Here is a 21,575-nt window from a genome sequence, read left to right as displayed (position 1 = left end):
ACCCCCGGGTCAGGCGGGCAGCAGTGTGCTGGTGGCGACAAGCTCGCGGAGCTGCGAGACCTGCTCGGCCCGCTCACTCAGCGTCCCGCGTCGACCGCCTGGGCGCGCACGGCACGCTCGGCCGTGTCGAGCCGCTCGGCCACGAGCCGGCGCAGCGCGGCGGGGGCCTCCGCGTGCGCGTCCAGCCAGGCCCGGGTCTCGGTCACGACGTCGACGCCCGCCTCTGCGGACCGGCCCGCCAGGGCGGCCGGGAACGCGTAGGTGACCACGTTCTGCGCCATCTCGTTGGTCTGCTCCGCCCACACGCGCGTGAGGGAGTCGAGGTAGGGCCGCACGAACGGCGCGAGCACCGCCGGGTCGCGGACGTCGGCGAACCCGAGCGCGGCGTACCGCTGCTGCGTGTTCGGCAGGTTGGCCGCCGCCACGACGTTGTCCCACACCCACTGCTTGGCCTCGGCCGTGGGGCGTGCGGACCGCACCCAGACGGCGTGCTCCCGGCCGGTCGCGGACGGGTCGGCGTCGAGGGCCGCCGTCACGTCGTCCTCGGTGAGGGCGCCGGCCAGCGCGAGCCCGCGCAGGACCTCCCACCGCTGCTGCGGGTCGACCTCCTGGCCCGGCAGCGGGCCGCTGCCGTCGATCCACCCGCGCACGGTGGCGACCTGCTCGTCGGTGACGGCGAGCTGGGCGGCGGCGCGGGAGAGCTGGAGCTGGGCGTCCGAACCGGGATCGGCGCCCGTGGCCAGCGCCACGAGGTCGTCCGCGACGGCCGCGCGCACCCGGTCCCGGGTGGCGGGGTCGGAGTACCGCTCGACGGCGGTGCGCACGTTGGCAAGCAGCACCCGCATCGCGGTGGGCTGGGTCTCGGAGGCCAGGGCCCGCAGCGCGAGGTCGAGGTAGCGGCTCGCGGCCCACTGGCCGTCACGGGTCATGTCCCAGGCGGAGGCGAGCACGAGGGTGCGGGGCATGGCCTCGGCGAAGGCGTCGACGTGGCGGGTCGCGGAGGCGAGCGAGCGGTCGTCGAGCCGGACCTTGGCGTAGGTGAGGTCCTCGTCGTTGACGAGCAGCACCGCCGGCCACGGGCGGCCGACGAGCGTGGGCAGCTCGGTGCGCTCGCCGTCGACGTCGACCTCGTCGGACCAGCTGCGCACGAGCCGGTCGCCGTCGAGGTCGTAGCCGGCGACGGCGAGCCGGTGCGGGCGCTGCACGGGATGAGCCTCGGGCACGGTCTGCACGACGGCGGCGGAGGCGATCCGTTCGACGCTGTCGTCGCCGGTCTCCGTCGTGACCTCCGGGACGAGCGTGGTGACGCCGGCGGACTCCAGCCACACCGTCGACCACGAGCGCAGGTCGCGGCCGGAGGCCGCCTCGAGCTCGACGAGCAGGTCGGAGAGCTCGGTGTTGCCAAACGCGTGCGTGGCGAAGTAGCGGCGCAGGCCCGTGAGGAAGGCGTCCCTCCCGACGAACGTCACGAGCTGGGTGAGCACCGAGGAGCCCTTGGCGTAGGTGATGCCGTCGAAGTTGACCTCGACGTCCTCGAGGTCCTCGATCGACGCGACGATCGGGTGCGTGGTCGGCAGCTGGTCCTGGTCCAGCGCCCACGCCTTCTCCAGCGACGTGAACGTCACCCACGCGTCGTCGATCCCCAGCCCCTCGGCGGCGGACAGGTGGGAGGCGTACTCGGCGAACGACTCGTTGAGCCAGAGGTCGTTCCACCAGCGCATGGTCACCAGGTCGCCGAACCACATGTGGGCGAGCTCGTGGAGGATCGTGATGACGCGGCGCTCCCGCACGGCACCGGAGACCGGGCCGCGGAAGACGTAGTTCTCCAGGTAGGTGACCAGCCCGACGTTCTCCATGGCGCCCGCGTTGAACTCCGGGACGAAGACCTGGTCGTACTTCGTGAACGGGTAGGGCCGGTCGAAGGCCTCCTCGTAGAAGGCGAAGCCCTGGCGGGTGACGTCCATGATCGTCTCGGCGTCGAGGTGCTCGGCGATCGAGGCGCGGGCGTAGACGCCCAGGGGGATGGTGCGGCCGTCGCTGGAGGTGAGCTCGCCGGTGGTCCCCGCGTAGGGGCCGGCGACGATCGCCGTGAGGTAGGTCGAGATGCGGGCGGTGGGGGCGAAGGTCCAGGTCCGCGCACCGGCCCCGTCGACCTCGCCGGCCTGCGCGGCCGCGTCCGTGACCTCGGCGGCCGCCTCGTTGGAGAAGACCGTCCACTGGGCCGGAGCCGTGACGACGAAGGAGAACTCGGCCTTGAGGTCGGGCTGCTCGAAGCAGGCGAAGACGCGCCGGGCGTCGGCGACCTCGAACTGCGAGTAGAGGTACACCTTCTCGTCGACCGGGTCGACGAAGCGGTGCAGCCCCTCGCCGGTGGTCATGTACGCGCCCTCGGCCTCCACGACGAGCTCGTTGGTCTGCGCGAGGCCGGACAGGGCGATGCGCGAGTCGGCGAAGGCGGAGGTGTCGACGTCGGCGCCGTTGAGGGTGATCCGGTGGACCGCGGGAGCGATGAGGTCGACGAACGTCGAGGATCCGGGCGTCGCCGTGAAGGTGAGTGTCGTCGTCGAGCCGAACACCTCTGGCCCCCGGGTGAGGTCGAGCTCGACCCGGTAGGTCTGCGTGGCGACGAGGGAGGCGCGCTCGGCGGCCTCCGCCCGGGTGAGGTTCTCTGCGGGCACGGGGGCTCCTGGGGCTCGAGGATGACGCACCGGGACCGCCGTGGTCCCGGCCGGGCGCGTCGCGCCACCAGGCAGCGTAACGGTGCCGTGACCGCTGCGACGCTCGAGCCGACCGGCGGTGCTCCCGCCCCGCTGCGGTACCACGTGTGACGATGGGGTCATGTCGGACTCCGCCTCCTTCCAGCCGAACGACGTCGACCTGTTCTTCGACCCGCACTGCCCGTGGGCGTGGATGACCTCCCGCTGGCTCACCGAGGTCGCCGAGGTCCGCGGCCTCAACCTCCACCTGCACCTCATGCCGCTCGTCATCATCAACGAGGGCAAGGACGTCCCCGAGGAGTACCGGGCGGGGCTCGAGAGGCAGTGGGGGGTCGTGCGCATCTTCCAGGCCGCCAAGGAGCGCCTGACCGACGAGCAGTTCGCGGCGCTCTACACCGCCGTCGGCACGCGGTTCCACCCGGCCGGCCGCACGGACGAGGGCTCGGGGGTCGTCGCTGAGGCGCTCGCCGAGCTCGACCTGCCGGCCGACCTCCTCGACGCCGCCGACGACACCTCGCTGGACGCCGCCTTCCGCGCCACGACCCAGGCCGCGCAGGACCTCGTGGGTGACGACGTGGGCGTGCCCGTCATCAGGTACGGCGACTCCGCGTTCTTCGGCCCCGTCGTCACGCCCGCCCCGACCGGCGACGACGCCCTACGGCTGTGGGACGGCTTCGCCCTGGTGGTCTCCGTCCCCGGCATGTACGAGCTCAAGCGCAGCCGCACCTCGGGCCCGATCTTCTCCTGACCCCGCCGGCGGCCCCACCCCCGGGGCCGTCGACGCGTCCTTCCTCGTCCCCACCTCCGAAGGAGTCCCCATGCGACACGGTCGCAGCATCGGCGTCGGCGCGACGCTCGCCCTGGCGGCGGCGCTCGCCGCCTGCAGCCCGGTCGAGAGCCTCGACGACGAGGAGACCACCGAGGCCGAGGAGTCACCGTCCGGGTCCGCCTCCGAGCAGCCCACCGCCGGCGAGGAGAGCGAGGAGTCCACCACGGACGGGACCGACGACCCGGAGGCGCCGAGCGCGGCCGACGACGGGCCTGCCGACCCGGAGGAGGAGACGGACGAGTCCGAGGAGGAGCCCACCTCCGACGGTGCCGAGGAGGAGGCTCCGCCGCTCGACGGCGAGCAGCTGACCGTCGAGCACGACGCCGGGACGGTGAGCTACACGCTCCCCGAGGAGTGGAACGACCTGTCGTTCGCCTACGAGGGGCACCCGACGATCGTCATGGGCGCCGCCCCGCTGGCGACCGCCGCCAACGGCACCCAGGTGACGCTCACCGCCATCGAGGGCGGCGCAGGTTCGTACGAGGCCTACCGGGAGGCGCTCGAGCAGCAGCGTCCACCGGACGCCGAGATGACGGACGCCGATCCGCTGACCGTCGACGGCGCCACCGTCGAGGGGCTGCGGGTCGAGATGTCGACCCCGACGGGCGGGTTCGTCCAGTACACCTACCCGATCTTCGAGGGCGGCTACCAGTGGGAGCTGCAGTTCGCGATGGACGCCGCCGACGAGGAGGGGGACCTGCCGGGCATGCGGCAGGTCGCCGGGTCGATCACCATCGAGTGAGGCAGGTCCGGCGTCGAGTGAGGTTGGCCGGCGCCGGGCCGACGGGTAGCCCTACCTGGTCAGACATCCCCATGACGGCGATACAGGGGACGGCCGTCGGCGGTTTAGCGTGAAGGCATGAACAGGCGAACTGTTACCCCCCGTCACGCAGCCACTGCCAGCCTCGCCCTCGCCGCCGCGCTCACGCTCGCGGCGTGCGGCGGCGACGACACCATCGCTCCCTCGCCCGACGACGACACCACGACGACGGAGCCCGCGGAGCCGTCCGAGGACGAGCCCACCGACGACGACACGGACGAGGCGCCGTCCGACGACGCGGACGACGACGCGGCCGAGGAGCCCGGCGACGACGGCGCTGACGACGGCACGGACGAGGCGCCCTCCGACGACGCGGACGACGACGCGGCCGAGCAGCCCGGCGACGACGACGCTGACGACGGCGCGGCCGCCTCGGGCGAGTTCCCCCAGGTCGAGGTCTCCTGGCCCTCGGAGTGGGTCGACATGTCCGACCAGGTGCCCGCGCAGCCGGGCCTCGAGGTGCAGGTGCACGGCGAGCCGAACCCGGACGGCTTCTCGATGAACGGCGTCGTCACCACGTACCCGGCGGGCACCGCCCCCGAGGGCGCGACCTACGGCGACCTGCTCGTCGAGGAGCTCGGCGGCGACTCCGGCCAGCTGGCCGAGGTCGGCGAGCGCGAGATCGACGGCCACACCGCGATGGGCTACCAGCAGGACGCGTCCGAGGCCGGCGAGACCTTCCGTCAGCGCCTGTACGGCGTGGTGCTCGAGGACGGCAGCATCGTCGAGTTCGTGCTCTCGGCCGAGGTCGACCAGATCACCGAGGGTATGGAGCTGTTCGAGACGGTGCTCGACTCCGCCGTCATCGGCTGACCTCCGACCCGACCGACGACCGGACCTGAGGCCCGGGACCGAGCAGCTCGGTCCCGGGCCTCAGGCCGTCCCGGGCACCGCCCTGCGCCCCTGCCACCAGGGCGGGAATCACCGGCGGGGTCGTCTCCGCGAGGGGCGACGACTGCGATACTTGTGGCATGCAGACACCTTCGCCCTCGCGCCTGGCCGCGACCGCGTCATTGACCCTCGCCTCCGCCCTGGTCCTTGCCGCATGCGGCGGGGGCGACGACGACAGCTCGCAGATCGCGCCGTCGCCCGACGACACCCCCGCACCGGCCGAGACGTCCGAGCCGGCCGAGGAGGAGCCCGACGACTCGTCGGAGTCCTCCGAGCCGGCCGAGGAGGGACCCTCCCAGGACGCGTCCGACGCCCCCACGGACGAACCCGCCGACGACCCCACGGACGAACCCACCGACGACCCCGCCGGGGCCCCGGGCGGCGTGCCCCAGGTCGAGGTGGCCTGGCCCGAGGACTGGACCGACCTCTCCTCGGACCTCGGCGGGAGCGTCCCGCCGACCTACGACCTGCAGGCCTACGGCATCCCGAACCCGGCCGGCTTCTCGACCAACGTCGTGGTCGTCGCCTACCCGCCGGGCACGGCGACCGGCGGCTCCTACGACGAGATGGTCGAGGCGCAGGGGCTCGCGCCCGACGAGCTCCGCGCGGTGCCGGACCGGGAGATCGGCGGCCACCCGGCGACGGGGTACTCGACCGACGCGAGCGGCGGTGGCCTGACCTACCGCCAGCAGATGCACGGCGTGGTCCTCGAGGACGGCAGTGCGGTCGAGGTCGTCTACTCCGCCGACGTCGAGGAGTTCGACGAGCACGTGGGGACGTTCGAGGCGATCCTCGACTCGATCGTCATCGGCGGCTGAGATCTCCTCGGGCAGCGGGTCCGGCGTGGTGACACCGGGCCCGTTGTGAACGTCTGACCTGGTGCGGCGCCGCGTGCCGCACTCGATGTTCACCCTCGGCGAAGAGAGCCGTGGAACGGTGCGGGAGCGCCGATCTACGGCGCCCCGTCCCGCCTGCGTGCGGGCTTTCTCACGCGAGGCAGAGGTGCGGGCGGGCGCCGGTGGTGCAACTGTGGTGGCGATGAGAATCCGACCGACGAGCTCCCGGGCGGCCGCGGCACTGGCCGTGACCGTCGGTTCGCTCACGCTCGCCGCCTGCGGCGGGGGCGACGACGAGTCGGAGACGTCCGGGCAGGAGACACCGTCCGACGAGACCGCGACCGATGCCGAGTCCGCGTCGGAGAGCGAGACGGAGACCGAGGAGCCGTTCGACGGCCCCGCGGTCGACATCACGTGGCCCGACGAGTGGGAGGACCTCGCCCCTTACATCTCGACGACCCCCGAGGGCGCCGAGGTCCAGGCGTACGGGGACCCGACCACGGAGTACGCGACGTCCGTCGTCGTCATGTCGTTCGGTGAGAGCACGGTCGACGGGCGGTCCTACACCGAGATCCTCGAGGAGCAGGGGACCGATCTCGCCGAGCTCCTCGAGCTGCCCGCACGGGACGTCGACGGGACGACGGTCACCCCGTACGAGCGCGTCACCGAGGCCGACACCGGGCCGGTCGTCCAGCACCTCTACCCCGTCGAGCTCGACGACGGCGGCCTCGTCGAGATCACGCTCGTGGCCGAGCAGACCACGTTCGCCGGCCTCATCCCCGTCTTCGAGGAGATTCTCGACTCCGTCGTCATCGACTGAGCGAGCAAGCACGTGGGGAACGCCTCACGGGGACATGTCCCCGTCGAACCTCCCCGCTCAGACCAGACCCCTACTGGAAAGTGGTTCGCATGAACATCACGCACACACCTGTCCGTCGTTCGCTCGTCGCGGCTGTCGCGCTCGGCGCGGGCCTCACGCTCGCCGCCTGCGGCGGGGGCGACGACGAGGAGTCGACGACCACCGAGGAGGCTCCGCCCGCCGAGGAGGAGCCCGAGGCGCCCTCCGAGGACGAGGAGACCGAGTCCGACGACTCGGGCCTCGGCGGCGAGACCGAGTCGGACGACGCCGCGGGCCTGCCCGGCGAGTCCGAGAGCGAGGCCGGCTCGGACGGCGCTGCCGGCGGCGAGTCGGGCAGCGACGCCGCGGGCGAGGAGCGCATCGAGATCACCTGGCCCGAGGGCTGGGAGGACCTGACCGAGGTCACCGAGATGCCGACGCCCGACGGCGTCGAGGAGATGCACGCCTACGGGCTCACCGACTCCGAGACCTTCGCGACCAACGTGACGGTCATCCGGTACGCCGAGGGCATCATGGGCGAGGGCTCCTACATCGAGCTGCTCGAGCAGAGCGGCCAGGACACGTCGTCCTTCACCGAGATCGAGCCGCGCGACATCGACGGTAACGAGGCCGAGGGCCTGGAGTTCGAGCAGGACCCGGGCACCGGCCCGATCCTGCAGCGCGCCTACGGCGTGCAGCTCGACGACGGCTCGTTCGTCGAGGTCGTCCTGTCCTCCTCCGCCGAGGAGTTCGAGACCCACGAGGCCGACTTCGAGTCGATCCTGGACTCCATCACCATCAACTGACCCCTCCGCGGACGGTCCTGACGGACCGTTCCACGGCTCCACGACGGCGTCGCCCACCTCGGGCGGCGCCGTCGTCGTGCGTGGCGGGTGCCTCCACGCGCGCCCCGATCCCCGTCCGCGCGGCATGTCAGCGACAGTGGAAGGCATGAACATCACGCACGCACCTGTCCGTCGTTCGCTCGTCGCGGCTGTCGCGCTCGGCGCGGGCCTCACGCTCGCCGCCTGCGGCGGGGGCGACGACGAGGAGTCCCCGGCCACCATGGACGCTCCGGCAGAGGCTCCCAGCGGTGGCGACGAGACCGGGTCGGACGAACCCGGCGTCGGCGAGAGCCCGTCGGAGTCCGGCTCGGACGATGCCGCGGGCGCCCCCGGCGGTGGCGAGTCGGAGAGCGAGGCCGGCTCGGCCGGTCCCGGCCCCGGCCCCGGCGGCGAGTCGGAGAGCGGTGCCGCGGGCGAGGAGCGCATCGAGATCACCTGGCCCGAGGGCTGGGAGGACCTGCAGGCGGACGCGGCCGGTCCGCTGCCGCAGGGAGTCGCGGAGATGCACTCGTACGCGCTCGACCCGGCGGAGCCGTTCCCGACCGGGGCATCGGTCACCCGCTACGCGCCCGGCACCATCGGTGACGGCTCGTACATCGAGCTGCTCGAGCAGAGCGGCCAGGACACCTCGGAGCTCACCGAGATCGAGCCGCGGGACATCGCCGGGCACGACGCCGAGGGCCTGGAGTTCGAGCAGGACCCGGGCGAGGGGGAGATGCGTCAGCGCGCCTACGGCTTCCCGCTCGACGACGGCTCGTTCGTCGAGGTCTCCCTCCAGGCACCGGTGGAGCAGTTCGACACCCACGAGGCCGACTTCGAGTCGATCCTCGACTCCATCACCATCAGCTGACCCGCAGATGCGCGGCCCTTGGGGGCCGCCGCGCGGATACTCGACGGCGTCGCCCACCGCGGGCGGCGCCGTCGCCACGCCTGTGGACGACGGACGGTCGGAGACGGAGCTGTGGACGAGGCTCCGTATCGCGCATGCGGCGGGGCAACGCTGTCGGCATGCGCACAGTCACACGCCCCGAGTCCCGCCCGACCGTCCGCCCCGCCGCACTGACCGCCTGTGCCGGTGCGGTGCTGCTCGTCCTCACTGCCTGCGGCACCGGAGAGCTGGCTCGTCCCGTCTCGGAGCCGCTGCAGCTCGCCGCCGAGTCGGCCTCCGCCGGCGCAGCGTCGGACGGGTCCGACGGCTCCGGCGCGACCGCTGCCGCAGAGCAGCCGTCAGCCCCGTCCGCCCCGGCCGACCCCGACCCCGCCCCTGGCCCCGAACCCGACCCCGCCGACGTGCCCGAGGACGCGGTCACCCTTGACATCACCTGGCCGCAGGCCTGGGCGGAGCAGCCGGCGGCCGCGGAGTCCCTTCCGCCCGGCTCGCTGGCCATGGCCACGGTGACGGAGAGCGGGACCATCGCCGCCGCGACGGTCGTGCTCCAGGAGGACCCGGCCGGGACGACCGACTGGGCGGCCGTGCTCGTGGGGCGCGGGGCCGACCCGGCCAGCGTCGTCGAGGGCGAGGCGCGCACCGTCTCCGGTGCTCCGGCCACCCGGTGGGAGGCCCGCAGCACGTCGGGCGAGTGGGACACGATCGCCTACCCGGTCCCCGGGCCGGACGGCCTCGTCGCGCTCTTCTCGTTCGTCGTCACCGCCGACCGGGCCGACGAGGTCGAGGACGACATCGCGTCCGTCCTCGACTCCGTCGAGCTCGGTTGACGACGCGGCTCACCGGTCGGCGCGTGTCACCGGGCGACGGGCGTCACCAGATGGCGACGCGGTCCTCGGGGGCGCGGTAGCCGCCGTCGCCGGGCTGCACGTCGAACGCACGGTGGAACGCGTCGAGGTTGCTGGCCGTGACGTTGGCCCGGAACTCGTCGGGGGAGTGGGGGTCGGTGGCCATCTGGGTGCGCAGGGTCTCGTCGCGGTGCTTGGACCGCCAGACCCGGGCCCACCCGGTGAAGAAGCGCTGCAGGCCGCTCCGGCCGTCGAGCACCGGAGCGTCGTCGATGCTGTCGATCCCCTGCGCGCGCAGCGCGAGGGCGTAGGCCTTGAGACCGATGTCCAGGCCGCCGAGGTCGCCGATGTTCTCGCCGACCGTGAGCGCGCCGTTCACCGACGCCTCCGAGCCCTCGCCGAGCTGCGCAGGCACCAGGCCGTCGTACTGGGCGATCAGCGCGTTCGCCCGCTCCATGAACCGCTCCCGGTCCTCCTCGGTCCACCAGTTCGACAGTTGGCCGTCGGGACCGAACTTCGAACCCTGGTCGTCGAACCCGTGCCCGATCTCGTGCCCGATCACCGTGCCGATGCCGCCGTAGTTGAACGCGTCGTCCGTCTCGGGGTCGAAGAACGGGGGCTGGAGGATCGCCGCCGGGAACACGATCTCGTTCCACACCGGGTTGTAGTAGGCGTTGACGGTCTGCGGCGTCATGAGCCACTCCCTGCGGTCGACCGCGGTGCCGTAGCGGGCCATCTCGTCGTCCCACCAGTACGCGCGCCCCGCGCGCACCGACCCCACGAGGTCGCCCTCGGTGACGACGAGGCCCGAGGAGTCGCGCACGACCTCGGGGAAACCGATCTTCGGCGTGAACGCGGCGAGCTTCGCCTGGGCGCGCTCCTTCGTCCCCGCGCTCATCCAGTCCAGCTCGTCGATCGAGACCCGGTAAGCCTCGACGAGGTTCGCCACGAGCTCGTCCATCCGGGCCTTGTGCGCCGGCGGGAAGTGCCGGGCGACGTAGAGCCGCCCGACGTCCTCGCCGAGCAGACCCTCGACGAGGCCGACCCCGCGGCGCCAGCGCTCGCGGTTCTCCTGGGCGCCGGTGAGCGTGCGCCCGGCGAAGTCGAAACGCTCGGCCACGATCTCCTTCGTGAGGAACGGTGCGCGCGAGGCCGCCGCATGGAACGAGAGCCACACCCTGAGGTCGTCGACCGGTGTCGAGGCCCAGGTCTCCGCCGCCCCGACGAGCGCCGACGGCGTGGCCACCAGCAGCTTGAGGTCGCCGTCGGGCAGCCGCAGGCCGGCGCGGTAGGCGGTCCAGTCCAGGCCCGGCGCGGAGGCGGCGAGCTCGTCGAAGCTCATCGGGTTGTCGATCTTGTCCGCCTCGCGCGTGGCGACCACGTCCCAGTGGCTCGAGGCGATCCGGGTCTCGAGCGCGAGCACCCGCTCGGCGGCACCCGCGCCCTCGCCGGCCCCCACCGCGCCGACGAGCTCGAGCAGACGGCCGACATGACCCGCGTACGCCTCGCGCACGGCGGCGTGCTCGGCCTCGCGGTAATAGGCCTCGTCGGGCAGCCCGATGCCGTCCTGCGCGAACCACACGAGGTAGTCCGGGTCAGAGATGCCCGGCGAGACGTCGATCCCGGCCAGCCCGGACACCCCGGTGCGCTGCAGCTCACCCATGACACGAGCCAGCGAGGCGTGGTCGTCGGCGCCGCGCACGAGGTCCAGGTCGGCGGCGAGCGGCTCGGCCCCGGCCGCCTCGATGGCGCTCTCGTCCATGAACATCGCGTAGACCGCACCGATCTTCGGGGCGGCACCGGCCGGGTCGGCGTCGGTGACCGCAGGGTCCGCCGCGTGCTGGGCGACACCCTCCGGGTCCCCGTCGGCAGCGGCCGCCGCGCCGAGCTCCTCGATGAGGGCGCGGACCCGCTCCTCGGAGCGGTCGCGCAGGTCGATGAACCCGCCGATCCTCGCCCGGTCGGCCGGGATCTCCGTCTCCGCGATCCAGCGGCCGTTCACGTGCCGGAACAGGTCGTCCTGCGGGCGCACGTCGGTGTCGACGTAGCTCTCGAGGTCGACGGGGGTCTCGGTGGTCGATGAGGTCATGGCCCCCAGGGTAGGCGCGGCACGGTGCGTGCCACACTGTGCGCCATGCGCGTCCACATCGCCGCCGACCACGCCGGCTTCGAGCTCAAGTCCGCCCTGTCCGCCCACCTCACGGGGGCCGGCCACGACGTCGTCGACCACGGGGCCGACACCTACGACGCCGAGGACGACTACCCGGGCTTCTGCTTCACGGCCGGCCGCGCCGTCGTCGAGGAGCCGGGCTCCCTCGGCGTCGTCATCGGCGGGTCCGGCAACGGCGAGCAGATCGCCGCCAACAAGGTGCCGGGCGTGCGCGCCGGACTGGCCTGGTCCGTCGAGACCGCCCGCCTCACCCGGGCGCACAACGACGCCAACGTCGTCGGTATCGGCGCCCGCATGCACACGCAGGACGAGGCGTTCGCGATCGTGGACGCCTTCCTCGCCGAGCCGTTCTCCGGCGAGGCCCGCCACCAGCGGCGCATCGACCAGGTCGCGGAGCTCGAGCGATGAGCACGCGCACGAGCCGTCGGGGCGGAGCCGGCCGCCGGTCGGCCTTCGCCGGGGCGGTCCTCGCGGTCGCGCTCACGCTCGCCGGATGCGGGGGCGGGGACGACGAGTCGACCGACTCGGGCAGTCCGGAGCCGCCCGAGGCGCAGGAGGTCGACCCGCCGGAGGACACCTCCGAGGCTGCCTCCGACGACGACGCCACCGCGGGCGAGGACTCTGCCTCCGACGACGCGACCTCGGAGGACGAGGCCGACTCGGCCTCGCCCGGGGAGGACGCCGACGACGCCGCGGCCGACGACGAGGCGGACGGTGATGCCGGGGCCGACGGTGCCGGCGAGGGGACGCCGGCCGGGATCGACCCGGTGTCGCTGACCTGGCCCGCCGAGTGGATCTCGCTCACGCACCTCATGGGCGCGACGCCGAGCGGCGCCGAGCTGGAGATGTTCGGCATCTCGGAGACCGAGGTCTATCCCGGTGGTGTCCTCACCGTCTACAGCCCCGAGTTCGTCGCCGGGCAGAGCTTCGAGGAGATGGTCGCCGCCGAGGGCGCGCCGGCCGAGGAGCTCGTCGAGCTCGAGCCGCGTGAGGTGGCGGGCCAGACGGTCACCCCGCTCGAGGTCGACCTCACCCCGCACGGCCTGCCCGCGACCCAGCGCTTCTATCCCCTCGAGCTCGAGGGCGGGGGCATGGCCGCGATCACGCTGACGTCCCCGGTCGACGTGCTCGCCGAGGCCGAGCCGTTGTTCGACCAGATCCTCGCCTCGGTGACGATCGAGGACTGAGCCCGTGGTCGAGAGCCCCTCGACGCTGGTCCTCGTCGGCGGTAGCGGCCTGGGCGGCTGGGTCTGGGAGCGCGTCGTGCCCCTCCTCGAGCGGCGGGGCCACCGCGTCGTCACGCCGCACCTGCGCGGCATCGACGGCGACCCCACGCCGGCCGCGGAGGTCACCCTCAGCGACTGGGCAGACGACCTCGCAGCGGCCGTCGAGGGCGAGGCGGACGGCCAGGGCGGCAAGGGCGTGACCGTCGTCGCGCACTCGTTCGCCGCCTACGTCACGGCGGGAGCTCTCGTCCGCCTTTCGACGAGTGGGCGGACTCCTGCCCGTGCGGTTGCCCCACCCGTGACGAGTGAGCGGACTCCTGCCCGTCCGTCCACGCCGCTGACGACGTCCGCGCACGCTCCGGCGCCCCGCACGAGTGCCGTGCGCGCCGTCGTCATGGTGGACGCGGTCCTGCCGAGTCCTGGCCGGTCCTGGTTCGACCAGCAGCGCCCCGGGGCGGCCGAGGTGATGCCGCTCCTCGCCGTCGACGGGGCGACGCCCTGGTTCACGCGCCAGGAGATCGACGCGCTGTTCCCGGGGCACGGGCTGACCGACGCGGACCATGCGTGGATGGCCTCCCGCGTGAGCGGGCAGCCGCTCGGGACCTATGCCGAGCCCGCGCCGGACTTCGAGCTGGCCGACTCAGGGGTGGCCCTCGGGTATGTGCGCTGCCTGCGTACCGATCCGCCGACGTCGTCGGTCACCGCGTCGACCCCGGGCTGGTCCTACCGGGAGATCGACGCCGGGCACTGGCCGATGGTCACCGCGCCCGAGGAGACGGCGGCGGTGCTCGACGAGCTCGCCCGTTCGCTCACGGGCGTCAGCGGCGGTGGGCCGACCCCCGGACGCTGAGGGCGGCGCACAGTGCGGCCAGCAGGATCACCGCGACCGCGAGCGGCCCGCCGAGCAGTGCCGCCACGGCGACCGCAGGTCCCTGGACGAACCAGGCGAGGGGCAGGGCGAGGTTCTCCTCGCGTCCGGCGATCGCCTGGGTGCGGGCCACCTCGGCGGCGTCGCCGGGCTCGAACAGGGAACGTCGCCAGGCCACGGCGGCGAGCGTGTCGGCGAGCGCGGAGGCCGACCACCAGGCACCGCCCGCGACGAGGGCCGTCGCAAGGCTGACCGGCGCCCCGGTGACCATCGCGGCAGCGAGCCCGACGACGGGGCCGAGCGCCGCCGTCGTGGCGGCTCCGGCCGCGATGCCGAGCCGGGAGGACCGGCGACCGACCCGGCGCACGAGGACCACCCCGACGGCGGAGGCGACGAGCCACCCGGCCCCCACCGCGAGCGCGAGCAGCGCCGCGCGGCCCGCGGCGCCGTCGAGGACCGCGAGGACGAGGCCGAGGACCAGCGGTGCGGCGGCGATCCCGGTGACGACGAGCGACCGGCGGCGCGACCGGCGGGCGGCCGCGGTGAGCTCGGCCCGGACGTCGATGTGCTCGTGGGGCACGGAGTCGTCGCAGTGTGAGCAACCAGCCCCGTGCGCGTCGGCGGAGGCGGGCGTGGGCAGGGTGGAGAAGGACATGATGCTGCGATCATAAGGACCATGTCCGCACCCAGGCCCGTGGGGATCACCACCACCGAGCTCACCGAGCTGGTGCTCGACGTCGCCCAGCAGGTCCCCGAGGGGAGGGCGACCACCTACGGCCTGATCGCCGAGGCCGTCCGGGACCGCACGGGGCGGGGCAGCGCACGGTACGTCGGCACCGTCCTCGCACGCCACGGCTATCGCGTGCCGTGGTGGCGGGTCGTGCGGGCCGACGGCACCCTGCCCCGGCAGCTGCGCGCCGACGCGAGCGTGCGCTACCGGTCCGAGGGGACGCCGCTGGAGCCGCTGGTGCCCACGATGGTCGACCTCCGCCGCGCCCTGTGGGACGCGCCGACCGCGTGGAAGGCGCCCGAGACGCATGCCTGAGGGCCACTCGATCCGCAGGCTCGCCACCATGCTCGACAGCCTGTTCACCGGTCAGGTCGTGCGCGCCTCGTCCCCGCAGGGGCGGTTCGACGCCGGGGCCGGGGCCGTCGACGGCTGGCGCGTGACCGGGACCGACGCGCACGGCAAGCACCTGTTCGTCGAGCTCGAGCCGCCCGCCGGGGGCGAGCCCCGGTTCGTGCACGTCCACCTCGGGCTGTACGGCGCCTGGGCGTTCGTCACCGCCGACGGAGCAGGGCCGCACGCCATCGGCGCTCCGCGTCGGCCCACCTCCCGGGCACCCGAGACCGGCACCGGCACCGATGCCGTAGCTGTAGCCGATGCCGTCGTACCGGCGGACCCTGCGGACATCGAGGCCGAGGCGAGCGCCGAGCTCGTCGTGCCCGAGCCGCGCCCCACCGTCCGTCTCAGGCTCCTGACCGACACCGTCGTGGCCGACCTCACCGGCCCCGCGCGGTGCGACCTCATCGACGAGGGCCAGAAGGACTCCGTCCACGACCGGCTCGGGCCCGACCCGCTCAGGCGCGACGCCGATCCCGAGCGCTTCGTCGCCGCCGTGCGCCGGACGCGCCGCAGCGTCGGCGAGCTGCTCATGGACCAGTCGGTCATCGCCGGCGTGGGCAACATCTACCGGGCCGAGGCCCTCTACCGCGCCCGGATCCACCCGCGGACCGAGGGGCGTGCCGTGAGCGTGGCCCGGCTGCGCGCCATGTGGGACGACGTCGCGGAGCTGCTGGCGGACGGCGTCGAGCACGGAGTGATCGTCACCACGCGCCCCGAGGACCGCCGAGCCCCGCGCCCCGACTCCTGGGCCCGCGCCGCCGAGCGGGCCACGGACGAGGAGGCCGACTTCCGCTGGTACGTCTACCGGAGAGCCGGGCGGCCCTGCCACGTGTGCGGGAACCCGGTCTCGATCGACGACCTCGCCGGGCGCACCGTGTTCTGGTGCGCCAGATGCCAGCGCAGGCTGAGGTCCCGCGCGAGGGCCGCGTAGGCAGCTCTGCGGGCGGTCGGTGGGCGAGGGGGAGGCGCACGCGCCTGGGACGCCGATATCGTGGAGCGGTGAACGTCGGTGTCCGCCCGGGCACCTCCATCGACGAAGGAGTCCGCATGTCGCAGAGAACTGCCGTCGTCGCCTCCGCGCAGGGCCTGCACGCCCGACCGGCCTCGGACTTCGTCGCCGCCGCGTCCAGGAGCCCGGTTCCGGTGACCATCGCGAAGGACGGTGCGACGCCGGTACCGGCCGGATCGATCCTGTCCGTGATGAGCCTCGGCGTGAAGCAGGGGGACACGGTCGTGCTCGAGGCGGCCGGTGACGGTGCCGAGGAGACGCTGGACGAGCTCGTCACCATGCTCGAGAAGGAGGACGGCAAGTGACCGGCGCCGCAGCCCACCCCGGGCTGGCCGGGATCGGGGTCGGACGCCGCGGCGTCGTCGGGCCGGTCCGGCACGTCCGTGGTGGCCCGGAGCTCCCGGCGGACGAGCCTGCGCCGACAGATCCGGAGGCTGCCGTCGCACGCGTCGAGGAGGCGCTCGGCGACGTGCGCGCCGACCTCACGGCGCGGTCCGAGGCGGCTGCCGGCAGCACGCTGGGGGAGGTGCTCGGTGCCGCGGCGCTCATGGCCGGTGACCCGGCGCTCGCCGCCCGCGCCGCCGAGCTCGTGCGCTCCGGGACCGGCCCCGCGCACGCGGTCCACGACGCCGTCGAGGAGTTCGCGGCCACCTTCGAGTCCATCGGCGGCTACATGGCCGAGCGCGTGACCGACCTGCGCTCGGTCCGCGACCGCGTGGTCGCCCGCCTGACGGGGCAGCCGGAGCCGGGTGCCGAGCTGAGCGAGCCTGCCGTCGTCGTCGCCCGCGACCTCTCGCCCGCCGACACGTCCGCGCTCGACCTCTCGCTCGTGCTCGGCATCGTCACCGAGGAGGGTGGGCCCACCTCGCACACGGCGATCATCGCCCGCCAGCTCGGCCTGCCCTGCGTGGTCCGCGCCGCCGGGGCGACCGGACTGCCCGACGGCGGGATCGTCGCCGTCGACGCCGCGAACGGCCGGGTGCTCCTCGACCCCGACGACGACGTACGACGCGAGATCGAGGGCCGGACCGCGGCGCTCGACGCCCTCGAGTCCGACCGCGAACCGGGAGCGACCTCCGACGGCCACGCCGTCCAGCTGCTCGCCAACATCGGCACCGTCGAGGACGCCGAGCGGGCCGCGGCGACCGCCGCCGAGGGCGTGGGCCTGTTCCGCACGGAGGTGCTGTTCCTCGACGCCGCGGAGGCGCCGACCGTCGAGGACCAGGCGGAGGCCTACGCCGCCGTGCTGAGCGCGTTCTCGGGGCGGAAGGTCGTGGTGCGCACGCTCGACGCGGGGGCCGACAAGCCGCTCGCGTTCGCCAACCAGGACGACGAGGACAACCCGGCCCTCGGGGTCCGGGGCTACCGGCTCGTGCGTACGATGCCGGACCTCGTCCAGGACCAGCTGCGTGCCCTCGCGCAGGCCCGCGAGCAGGCGGGGGAGGGGGCCGCCGAGCTGTGGGTGATGGCGCCGATGATCGCCACCGCCGCCGAGGCGCGGGAGTTCGCTGCCGCAGCACAGGAGGCCGGGCTGCAGGGAGCCGGTGTGAAGGTCGGCGTGATGGTCGAGGTCCCCGGCGCGGCACTGCGAGCGGAGGGCGTGCTCGCCGAGGTGGACTTCGGCTCGCTGGGGACCAACGACCTTGCCCAGTACACGATGGCGTCCGACCGGCTCCTCGGCGGCCTGGCCGACCTGCTCGACCCGTGGCAGCCGGCGGTGCTCGACCTCGTGGCGCGCACGGCGTCGGCGGGTGTGGCGGCCGGGAAGCCGGTCGGCGTGTGCGGCGAGTCGGCCGGCGACCCGCTCATGGCGCTCGTGCTGACCGGTCTGGGCGTGACGAGCCTGTCGATGTCCACCGGGGCGTTGGCGGAGGTGCGGCACGCGCTGCGCTCCCACACGTCGGCCGAGTGCGAGGCGATGGCGCAGGCGGCGCTCGCCGCGGGCGACGCCGGCGCCGCACGGGAGGCCGTGGCCCGGCTGCTGCACGCCGACGTGCGCGAGGTCCTGGGCATCTAGGCCGCGGAGAGCGTGCGCGCCCGTGGCCGTAGGGCTGGCTGGTCAGCGGGTGCGGCCGCCACCGTCGTCGAGGTCGTGCCGTACATGGTGAGGTCGTGCGTCCGAAGCACGACCTCACCACCCCGGGCACGAGCTCGATGCGGCTGGTTCCTCAGATATAGATCGCCGGGTCCATCCAGCGGGCCTCGTCGGCCGTCACCTTGGGGCGGATCGCCTTCGCCGGCACGCCGACGGCGGAGGTGCCGGCCTCGACGTCCTTGACGACGACAGCGTTGGCGCCGACCCGGGCGTCCGAGCCCACGGTCACCGGTCCGAGGACCTTGGCGCCGGCCCCGATCGTCACGCGGTCGCCGACGGTGGGGTGCCGCTTGCCCTTCGACATCGAGACCCCGCCGAGCGTGGTCCCGTGGAAGATGACGACGTCCTCGCCGACCTCGGCGGTCTCGCCGATGACCACGCCCATGCCGTGGTCGATGAACATGCGTCGCCCGATGACCGCACCGGGGTGGATCTCGATGCCGGTCACGGCGCGTGCGACCTGCGAGAGCAGCCGCGCGGGCAGCCGGAGCCGCCCGCGCGACCGGTCGGCGTGCCACATCCGGTGCGCGACCCGGTGCGCCCACAGGGCGTGGACGCCCGGGTACGCCAGGGCCACCTCGGCCATGGAACGGGCGGCGGGGTCGCCGCGCTGGGCCGCCTCGAGGTCCTCGCGCAGGAGGACCCAGAAGGGCACGCCGGAATCGTGCACGTCAGTCGACCAGGCCCTCGAACAGCGCCGTCGACTGGTAGCGCTCGCCGAGGTCCGGGAGGACCACGACGATCGTCTTGCCCGCGTTCTCCGGACGCTGGGCGACCTGGACGGCGGCCGCGATGGCGGCACCCGAGGAGATCCCCACGAGCAGGCCCTCCTCCGTGGCGGCGCGGCGCGCGAAGTTGAGCGAGGCGTCGAGGTTGATGTCGACGACCTCGTCGTACAGGTCGGTGTCGAGGATCTCGGGTACGAAGTTCGCACCCAGGCCCTGGATCTTGTGCGGCCCGGGCTTGCCGCCCGTGAGGATCGGGGACTCCTCCGGCTCGACGGCGACGAGGTGGAGCTCGGGCTTCTGCGACTTGAGGTAGCCCCCGGCGCCGGTGATCGTGCCGCCGGTGCCGATGCCCGACACGAAGATGTCGACGGCGCCGTCGGTGTCGTTCCAGACCTCGGGGCCGGTGGTGGTGCGGTGGATCTCGACGTTGGCCTGGTTGGCGAACTGGCGGGCGAGGACGGCCCCGGGGCGCTCGGCGGCGGCCTTCTCGGCGGCCTCCACCGCGCCTCGCATGCCGTCGGGCCCGGGCGTGAGGATGAGCTCGGCACCGAAGGCGCGCAGCAGTGCGCGCCGCTCCTTCGACATGGTCTCCGGCATGGTGAGGACGACCGTGTAGCCGCGGGCCGCGCCGACCATCGCGAGCGCGATGCCGGTGTTGCCCGACGTCGCCTCGACGATCGTCCCGCCGTCGGTGAGCTCACCGGAGGCCTCGGCCGCGTCGACGATCGCGACGCCGATCCGGTCCTTGACGGAGTTCGCGGGGTTGAAGTGCTCGAGCTTGGCGAGGACGGTCGCGCCGGCGCCGTCCGTCACGCGGTTGAGGCGGACGAGGGGGGTGCGACCGACCGCCTGGGTGACGTCGTCGAAGATCTGGGCCATGGGGTCCTCCGAGAGTTGGGTGGGTGTGCGTGCTGGTCGGGTGCGCCGATGACGGCGAGGCCGTACCCGGTCCGTCCTCGGGCATGGCTCGAGCGGTGGGGGCCGGGTCGGCGGGGCGGGGGGTCGGGAGGCCTGGCGGCGGTTACGGGCCCGACGCCCTAGCGACAGCCGCCCTCGGTGCAGAAGCCGAAGTGCGGTGGGGGAGCGAGGGACACCAGGTCGTCGCGCACGCGTCACCTCCCTGCACGGGCCGTCAGTGGCCACCGATGGATTGAACTCTCAACCACCTTAGCCGGTGGCCGGTCCCCATGGTGCCCGATCGGTGCCGCTCGCATGTACGCATGGTGGGCCCGGTCCGCCATGTGGGTGCGGGCCGGTACTCAGTCGGTGCTCGTGCCGCTCCGCCCGCCCGCGACCGGTCCCTGCGGCTCGATCGACTCGCTCGCTCCCGGGCGGGTGGCGCTCCCGAGCGGCGTGTCCTCGATGTGCGACACCGGCCGGGCTCGCTCCGCCATGGTGTTGAGCAGGGCGGCGCCCCGTTCGGCGTCGTCGACGGTGATCACCTGGATGCGGCCGCCGGTGCGCTCGATCCGCACCGCCGCCCCCTTGCGGGTGACGAGGCCGACGCGGCCGTGGACGTCCGTGCGCAGGCCCCAGCCGCCGAACTCGGGGAACGGCTCGATCGAGACGACGTCGGCCCGCACGACCTCGTCCGCGCGTGCCCGCAGCACGGTGACGCCGAGGGCCGAGCGTGCGACCAGGCCGTCGGCGTCGACCCGGACGACGTAGCGCAGCAGTGCGAGCTCCAGCGCGATGAGGGGGGCCGCGAAGACCGCGCCCCACCACCAGCTGCTGAGGGCGCCGATGAGGACGCCGGAGCCGACCAACAGCACCACGATCACGACCAGCGTCCTGACGGAGGCCCCCGTCCCGCGGACCCAGACGGCGCGCTCGGTGGGGCCCAGGTCCGCCCGGGCCGCGTCGGCGGGCACGGGATCGGTCGCCGGGACGACCGGGTCCTCGCCGGCCGCCGCGGCTGCCGCGACCGCGACGGCGAGACCCGCAAGGCTGGCGAGCACGATGCCGGCGACGGGATCGCCCGGCGGGTCGGTGAGGTTGACCTGCACCGTCGAGACGGCGATGCCGGCGAACATCGTGGCGAACCCCGCCGAGATTCCGACGATCGTCCGGCGGGTCATGGACTGCCGCCCCGTGAACGCCGCGAGCGGGCAGGTGAACGCCAGGCTCACGCCGCACATCACCGCGGGGATCGTCAGCAGCTCGGTCACCGAGCTCCACCGGTCCGGCCCGTCGGTGCCCCAGTGCACCGCGACCCGGTCCGGGAGGTCGCCGGCCACTACCGCGATGTAGATCCACGCGGCTGCCGTCACGGCGAGCGGGAGCACGACGCCGAGAAGCAGGCGACGTCCGCGGTGCGGGATCGGTCCGCGGCCGGGCTTTGTCGTGTTCCGGCCGGTGGCGCTCATGACTGCGGCTCCTTGAGGAGGTGGATGACGGTGTTGAGCGGGACGCCCGACTCGGTCGCGGCACGGCGCACGTTCTCGATCGCGCGCAGGAGCTTCGGGTCGGGGTAGGGGTGGTCCTCGCGGACGGTGGCGCCCCGCCCGCGGCGAAGCTCGATGAACCCTTCGTCCCGCAGGAGCTGGTAGGCGTGCAGCACGGTGTGCTGGTTGACGTCCAGTCCGGCGGCGAGGTCCTTGGCGGACGGGAGCTTCTCGCCCGGGCCGACCTCGCCCGCCAGGACGGCACCACGGACCTGGGCGGCGACCTGCTCGAAGAGCGGCTGCGCCGAGGCGGTGTCGATGACCACTTGCATGGCTTCATTCTATAGTTCTATTGCAACTAGAACAAGTCGCGAGTGAGGGGACTTTCGTCTGGCGATGAGGGACCTCCTCCTGGCGGTGGGCCACGACAGGAGTGCGGGGACGGACCGACCGCCGACT

The 21,575-nt window shown here is 73.7% G+C and carries 22 protein-coding genes; 15 read left to right on the top strand and 7 right to left on the bottom strand.

The features are described from left to right. Positions 1 to 77 precede the first annotated feature (77 nt). Positions 78 to 2,678 (bottom strand): aminopeptidase N, encoded by a 2,601-nt coding sequence (pepN, locus tag ACPYO4_RS07160; RefSeq protein ID WP_425708528.1) that lies wholly within the window; start codon positions 2,676 to 2,678, stop codon positions 78 to 80. 160 nt (positions 2,679 to 2,838) lie between these two features. On the opposite strand from pepN, the gene ACPYO4_RS07155 reads away from it, so the two are divergent. From ACPYO4_RS07155 to ACPYO4_RS07120, 8 genes are all read left to right on the top strand, one after another. Beyond that, positions 2,839 to 3,465: a disulfide bond formation protein DsbA gene (locus ACPYO4_RS07155; protein WP_425708527.1), complete on the top strand. Its 627-nt coding sequence runs from the start codon at positions 2,839 to 2,841 to the stop codon at positions 3,463 to 3,465. A gap of 70 nt (positions 3,466 to 3,535) precedes the next feature. Beyond that, positions 3,536 to 4,288, top strand: coding sequence for a hypothetical protein (locus ACPYO4_RS07150; RefSeq protein ID WP_425708526.1), 753 nt, complete (start codon positions 3,536 to 3,538; stop codon positions 4,286 to 4,288). A 117-nt stretch (positions 4,289 to 4,405) separates the two neighbouring features. After that, positions 4,406 to 5,179 carry a hypothetical protein gene (locus ACPYO4_RS07145; protein WP_425708525.1) on the top strand — a complete coding sequence of 258 codons (774 nt, stop codon included), beginning with the start codon at positions 4,406 to 4,408 and terminating at the stop codon, positions 5,177 to 5,179. Positions 5,180 to 5,337: 158 nt separating this feature from the next. Continuing rightward, complete coding sequence (locus ACPYO4_RS07140; RefSeq protein ID WP_425708524.1) at positions 5,338 to 6,075, top strand: hypothetical protein; 738 nt, start codon at positions 5,338 to 5,340, stop codon at positions 6,073 to 6,075. A gap of 220 nt (positions 6,076 to 6,295) precedes the next feature. Continuing rightward, positions 6,296 to 6,913: a hypothetical protein gene (locus ACPYO4_RS07135; protein ID WP_425708523.1), complete on the top strand. Its 618-nt coding sequence runs from the start codon at positions 6,296 to 6,298 to the stop codon at positions 6,911 to 6,913. A gap of 89 nt (positions 6,914 to 7,002) precedes the next feature. Further along, a complete protein-coding gene (locus tag ACPYO4_RS07130) occupies positions 7,003 to 7,737 on the top strand; it encodes a hypothetical protein (RefSeq protein ID WP_425708522.1) in 735 nt (244 codons plus the stop codon). 145 nt (positions 7,738 to 7,882) lie between these two features. Continuing rightward, entirely contained in the window at positions 7,883 to 8,626 is a 744-nt protein-coding gene (locus ACPYO4_RS07125; protein ID WP_425708521.1) for a hypothetical protein, read from the top strand. A 158-nt stretch (positions 8,627 to 8,784) separates the two neighbouring features. Further along, positions 8,785 to 9,492, top strand: a complete 708-nt coding sequence (locus tag ACPYO4_RS07120; RefSeq protein WP_425708520.1) for a hypothetical protein — start codon at positions 8,785 to 8,787, stop codon at positions 9,490 to 9,492. Positions 9,493 to 9,535: 43 nt separating this feature from the next. On the opposite strand, the gene ACPYO4_RS07115 is transcribed toward ACPYO4_RS07120, so the two are convergent. Further along, positions 9,536 to 11,599 (bottom strand): M13 family metallopeptidase, encoded by a 2,064-nt coding sequence (locus ACPYO4_RS07115; protein ID WP_425708519.1) that lies wholly within the window; start codon positions 11,597 to 11,599, stop codon positions 9,536 to 9,538. A gap of 45 nt (positions 11,600 to 11,644) precedes the next feature. On the opposite strand from ACPYO4_RS07115, the gene ACPYO4_RS07110 reads away from it, so the two are divergent. Genes ACPYO4_RS07110 through ACPYO4_RS07100 form a run of 3 tightly spaced genes read left to right on the top strand, consistent with a single transcriptional unit; the run spans position 11,645 to position 13,756 of the window. After that, a complete protein-coding gene (locus tag ACPYO4_RS07110) occupies positions 11,645 to 12,088 on the top strand; it encodes a ribose-5-phosphate isomerase (RefSeq protein ID WP_425708518.1) in 444 nt (147 codons plus the stop codon). After that, the gene (locus ACPYO4_RS07105; RefSeq protein ID WP_425708517.1) at positions 12,085 to 12,867 is read left to right on the top strand and encodes a hypothetical protein; all 783 of its coding nucleotides are present in this window, start codon (positions 12,085 to 12,087) and stop codon (positions 12,865 to 12,867) included. The genes ACPYO4_RS07110 and ACPYO4_RS07105 overlap by 4 nt, the downstream gene beginning before the upstream one ends. A 4-nt stretch (positions 12,868 to 12,871) precedes the next feature. Next, entirely contained in the window at positions 12,872 to 13,756 is an 885-nt protein-coding gene (locus tag ACPYO4_RS07100) for an alpha/beta hydrolase (protein ID WP_425708516.1), read from the top strand. Here the strand turns inward: ACPYO4_RS07100 and ACPYO4_RS07095 are convergent. Next, on the bottom strand, positions 13,725 to 14,429 hold the full coding sequence (locus tag ACPYO4_RS07095) for a hypothetical protein (protein ID WP_425708515.1): 705 nt from the start codon (positions 14,427 to 14,429) through the stop codon (positions 13,725 to 13,727). The two genes, ACPYO4_RS07100 and ACPYO4_RS07095, sit on opposite strands and share 32 nt — an antisense overlap. Positions 14,430 to 14,450: 21 nt before the next feature. Here ACPYO4_RS07095 and ACPYO4_RS07090 point away from each other — a divergent pair, with 21 nt between their 5' ends. The 4 genes from ACPYO4_RS07090 (at position 14,451) to ptsP (ending at position 17,926) form a co-directional block, all read left to right on the top strand. After that, the gene (locus ACPYO4_RS07090) at positions 14,451 to 14,819 is read left to right on the top strand and encodes an MGMT family protein (RefSeq protein ID WP_425708514.1); all 369 of its coding nucleotides are present in this window, start codon (positions 14,451 to 14,453) and stop codon (positions 14,817 to 14,819) included. Then, complete coding sequence (locus ACPYO4_RS07085) at positions 14,812 to 15,831, top strand: Fpg/Nei family DNA glycosylase (RefSeq protein ID WP_425708513.1); 1,020 nt, start codon at positions 14,812 to 14,814, stop codon at positions 15,829 to 15,831. Before ACPYO4_RS07090 ends, ACPYO4_RS07085 begins: the two co-directional genes overlap by 8 nt. Positions 15,832 to 15,947: 116 nt before the next feature. Then, complete coding sequence (locus ACPYO4_RS07080; RefSeq protein WP_425708512.1) at positions 15,948 to 16,214, top strand: HPr family phosphocarrier protein; 267 nt, start codon at positions 15,948 to 15,950, stop codon at positions 16,212 to 16,214. After that, the gene (gene ptsP, locus ACPYO4_RS07075) at positions 16,211 to 17,926 is read left to right on the top strand and encodes a phosphoenolpyruvate--protein phosphotransferase (RefSeq protein WP_425708511.1); all 1,716 of its coding nucleotides are present in this window, start codon (positions 16,211 to 16,213) and stop codon (positions 17,924 to 17,926) included. Before ACPYO4_RS07080 ends, ptsP begins: the two co-directional genes overlap by 4 nt. Before the next feature lie 151 nt (positions 17,927 to 18,077). Here ptsP and epsC read toward each other — a convergent pair whose 3' ends face one another. The 4 genes from epsC to ACPYO4_RS07055 form a co-directional block, all read right to left on the bottom strand. Then, a complete protein-coding gene (gene epsC / locus ACPYO4_RS07070) occupies positions 18,078 to 18,659 on the bottom strand; it encodes a serine O-acetyltransferase EpsC (RefSeq protein ID WP_425708510.1) in 582 nt (193 codons plus the stop codon). 16 nt (positions 18,660 to 18,675) lie between these two features. Next, positions 18,676 to 19,611: a cysteine synthase A gene (gene cysK / locus ACPYO4_RS07065; RefSeq protein WP_425708509.1), complete on the bottom strand. Its 936-nt coding sequence runs from the start codon at positions 19,609 to 19,611 to the stop codon at positions 18,676 to 18,678. A 380-nt stretch (positions 19,612 to 19,991) separates the two neighbouring features. Beyond that, positions 19,992 to 21,098 carry a DUF1648 domain-containing protein gene (locus ACPYO4_RS07060; protein ID WP_425708508.1) on the bottom strand — a complete coding sequence of 369 codons (1,107 nt, stop codon included), beginning with the start codon at positions 21,096 to 21,098 and terminating at the stop codon, positions 19,992 to 19,994. Continuing rightward, complete coding sequence (locus ACPYO4_RS07055) at positions 21,095 to 21,448, bottom strand: GntR family transcriptional regulator (protein ID WP_425708507.1); 354 nt, start codon at positions 21,446 to 21,448, stop codon at positions 21,095 to 21,097. Before ACPYO4_RS07055 ends, ACPYO4_RS07060 begins: the two co-directional genes overlap by 4 nt. Positions 21,449 to 21,575: the final 127 nt, after the last annotated feature.

This window comes from Georgenia sp. Z1491, assembly GCF_049856175.1.
Taxonomy (GTDB): domain Bacteria; phylum Actinomycetota; class Actinomycetes; order Actinomycetales; family Actinomycetaceae; genus JB111.
Note: the sequence above shows the minus strand (reverse complement) of the source record. Positions and strands in the feature narration are given on the sequence as shown.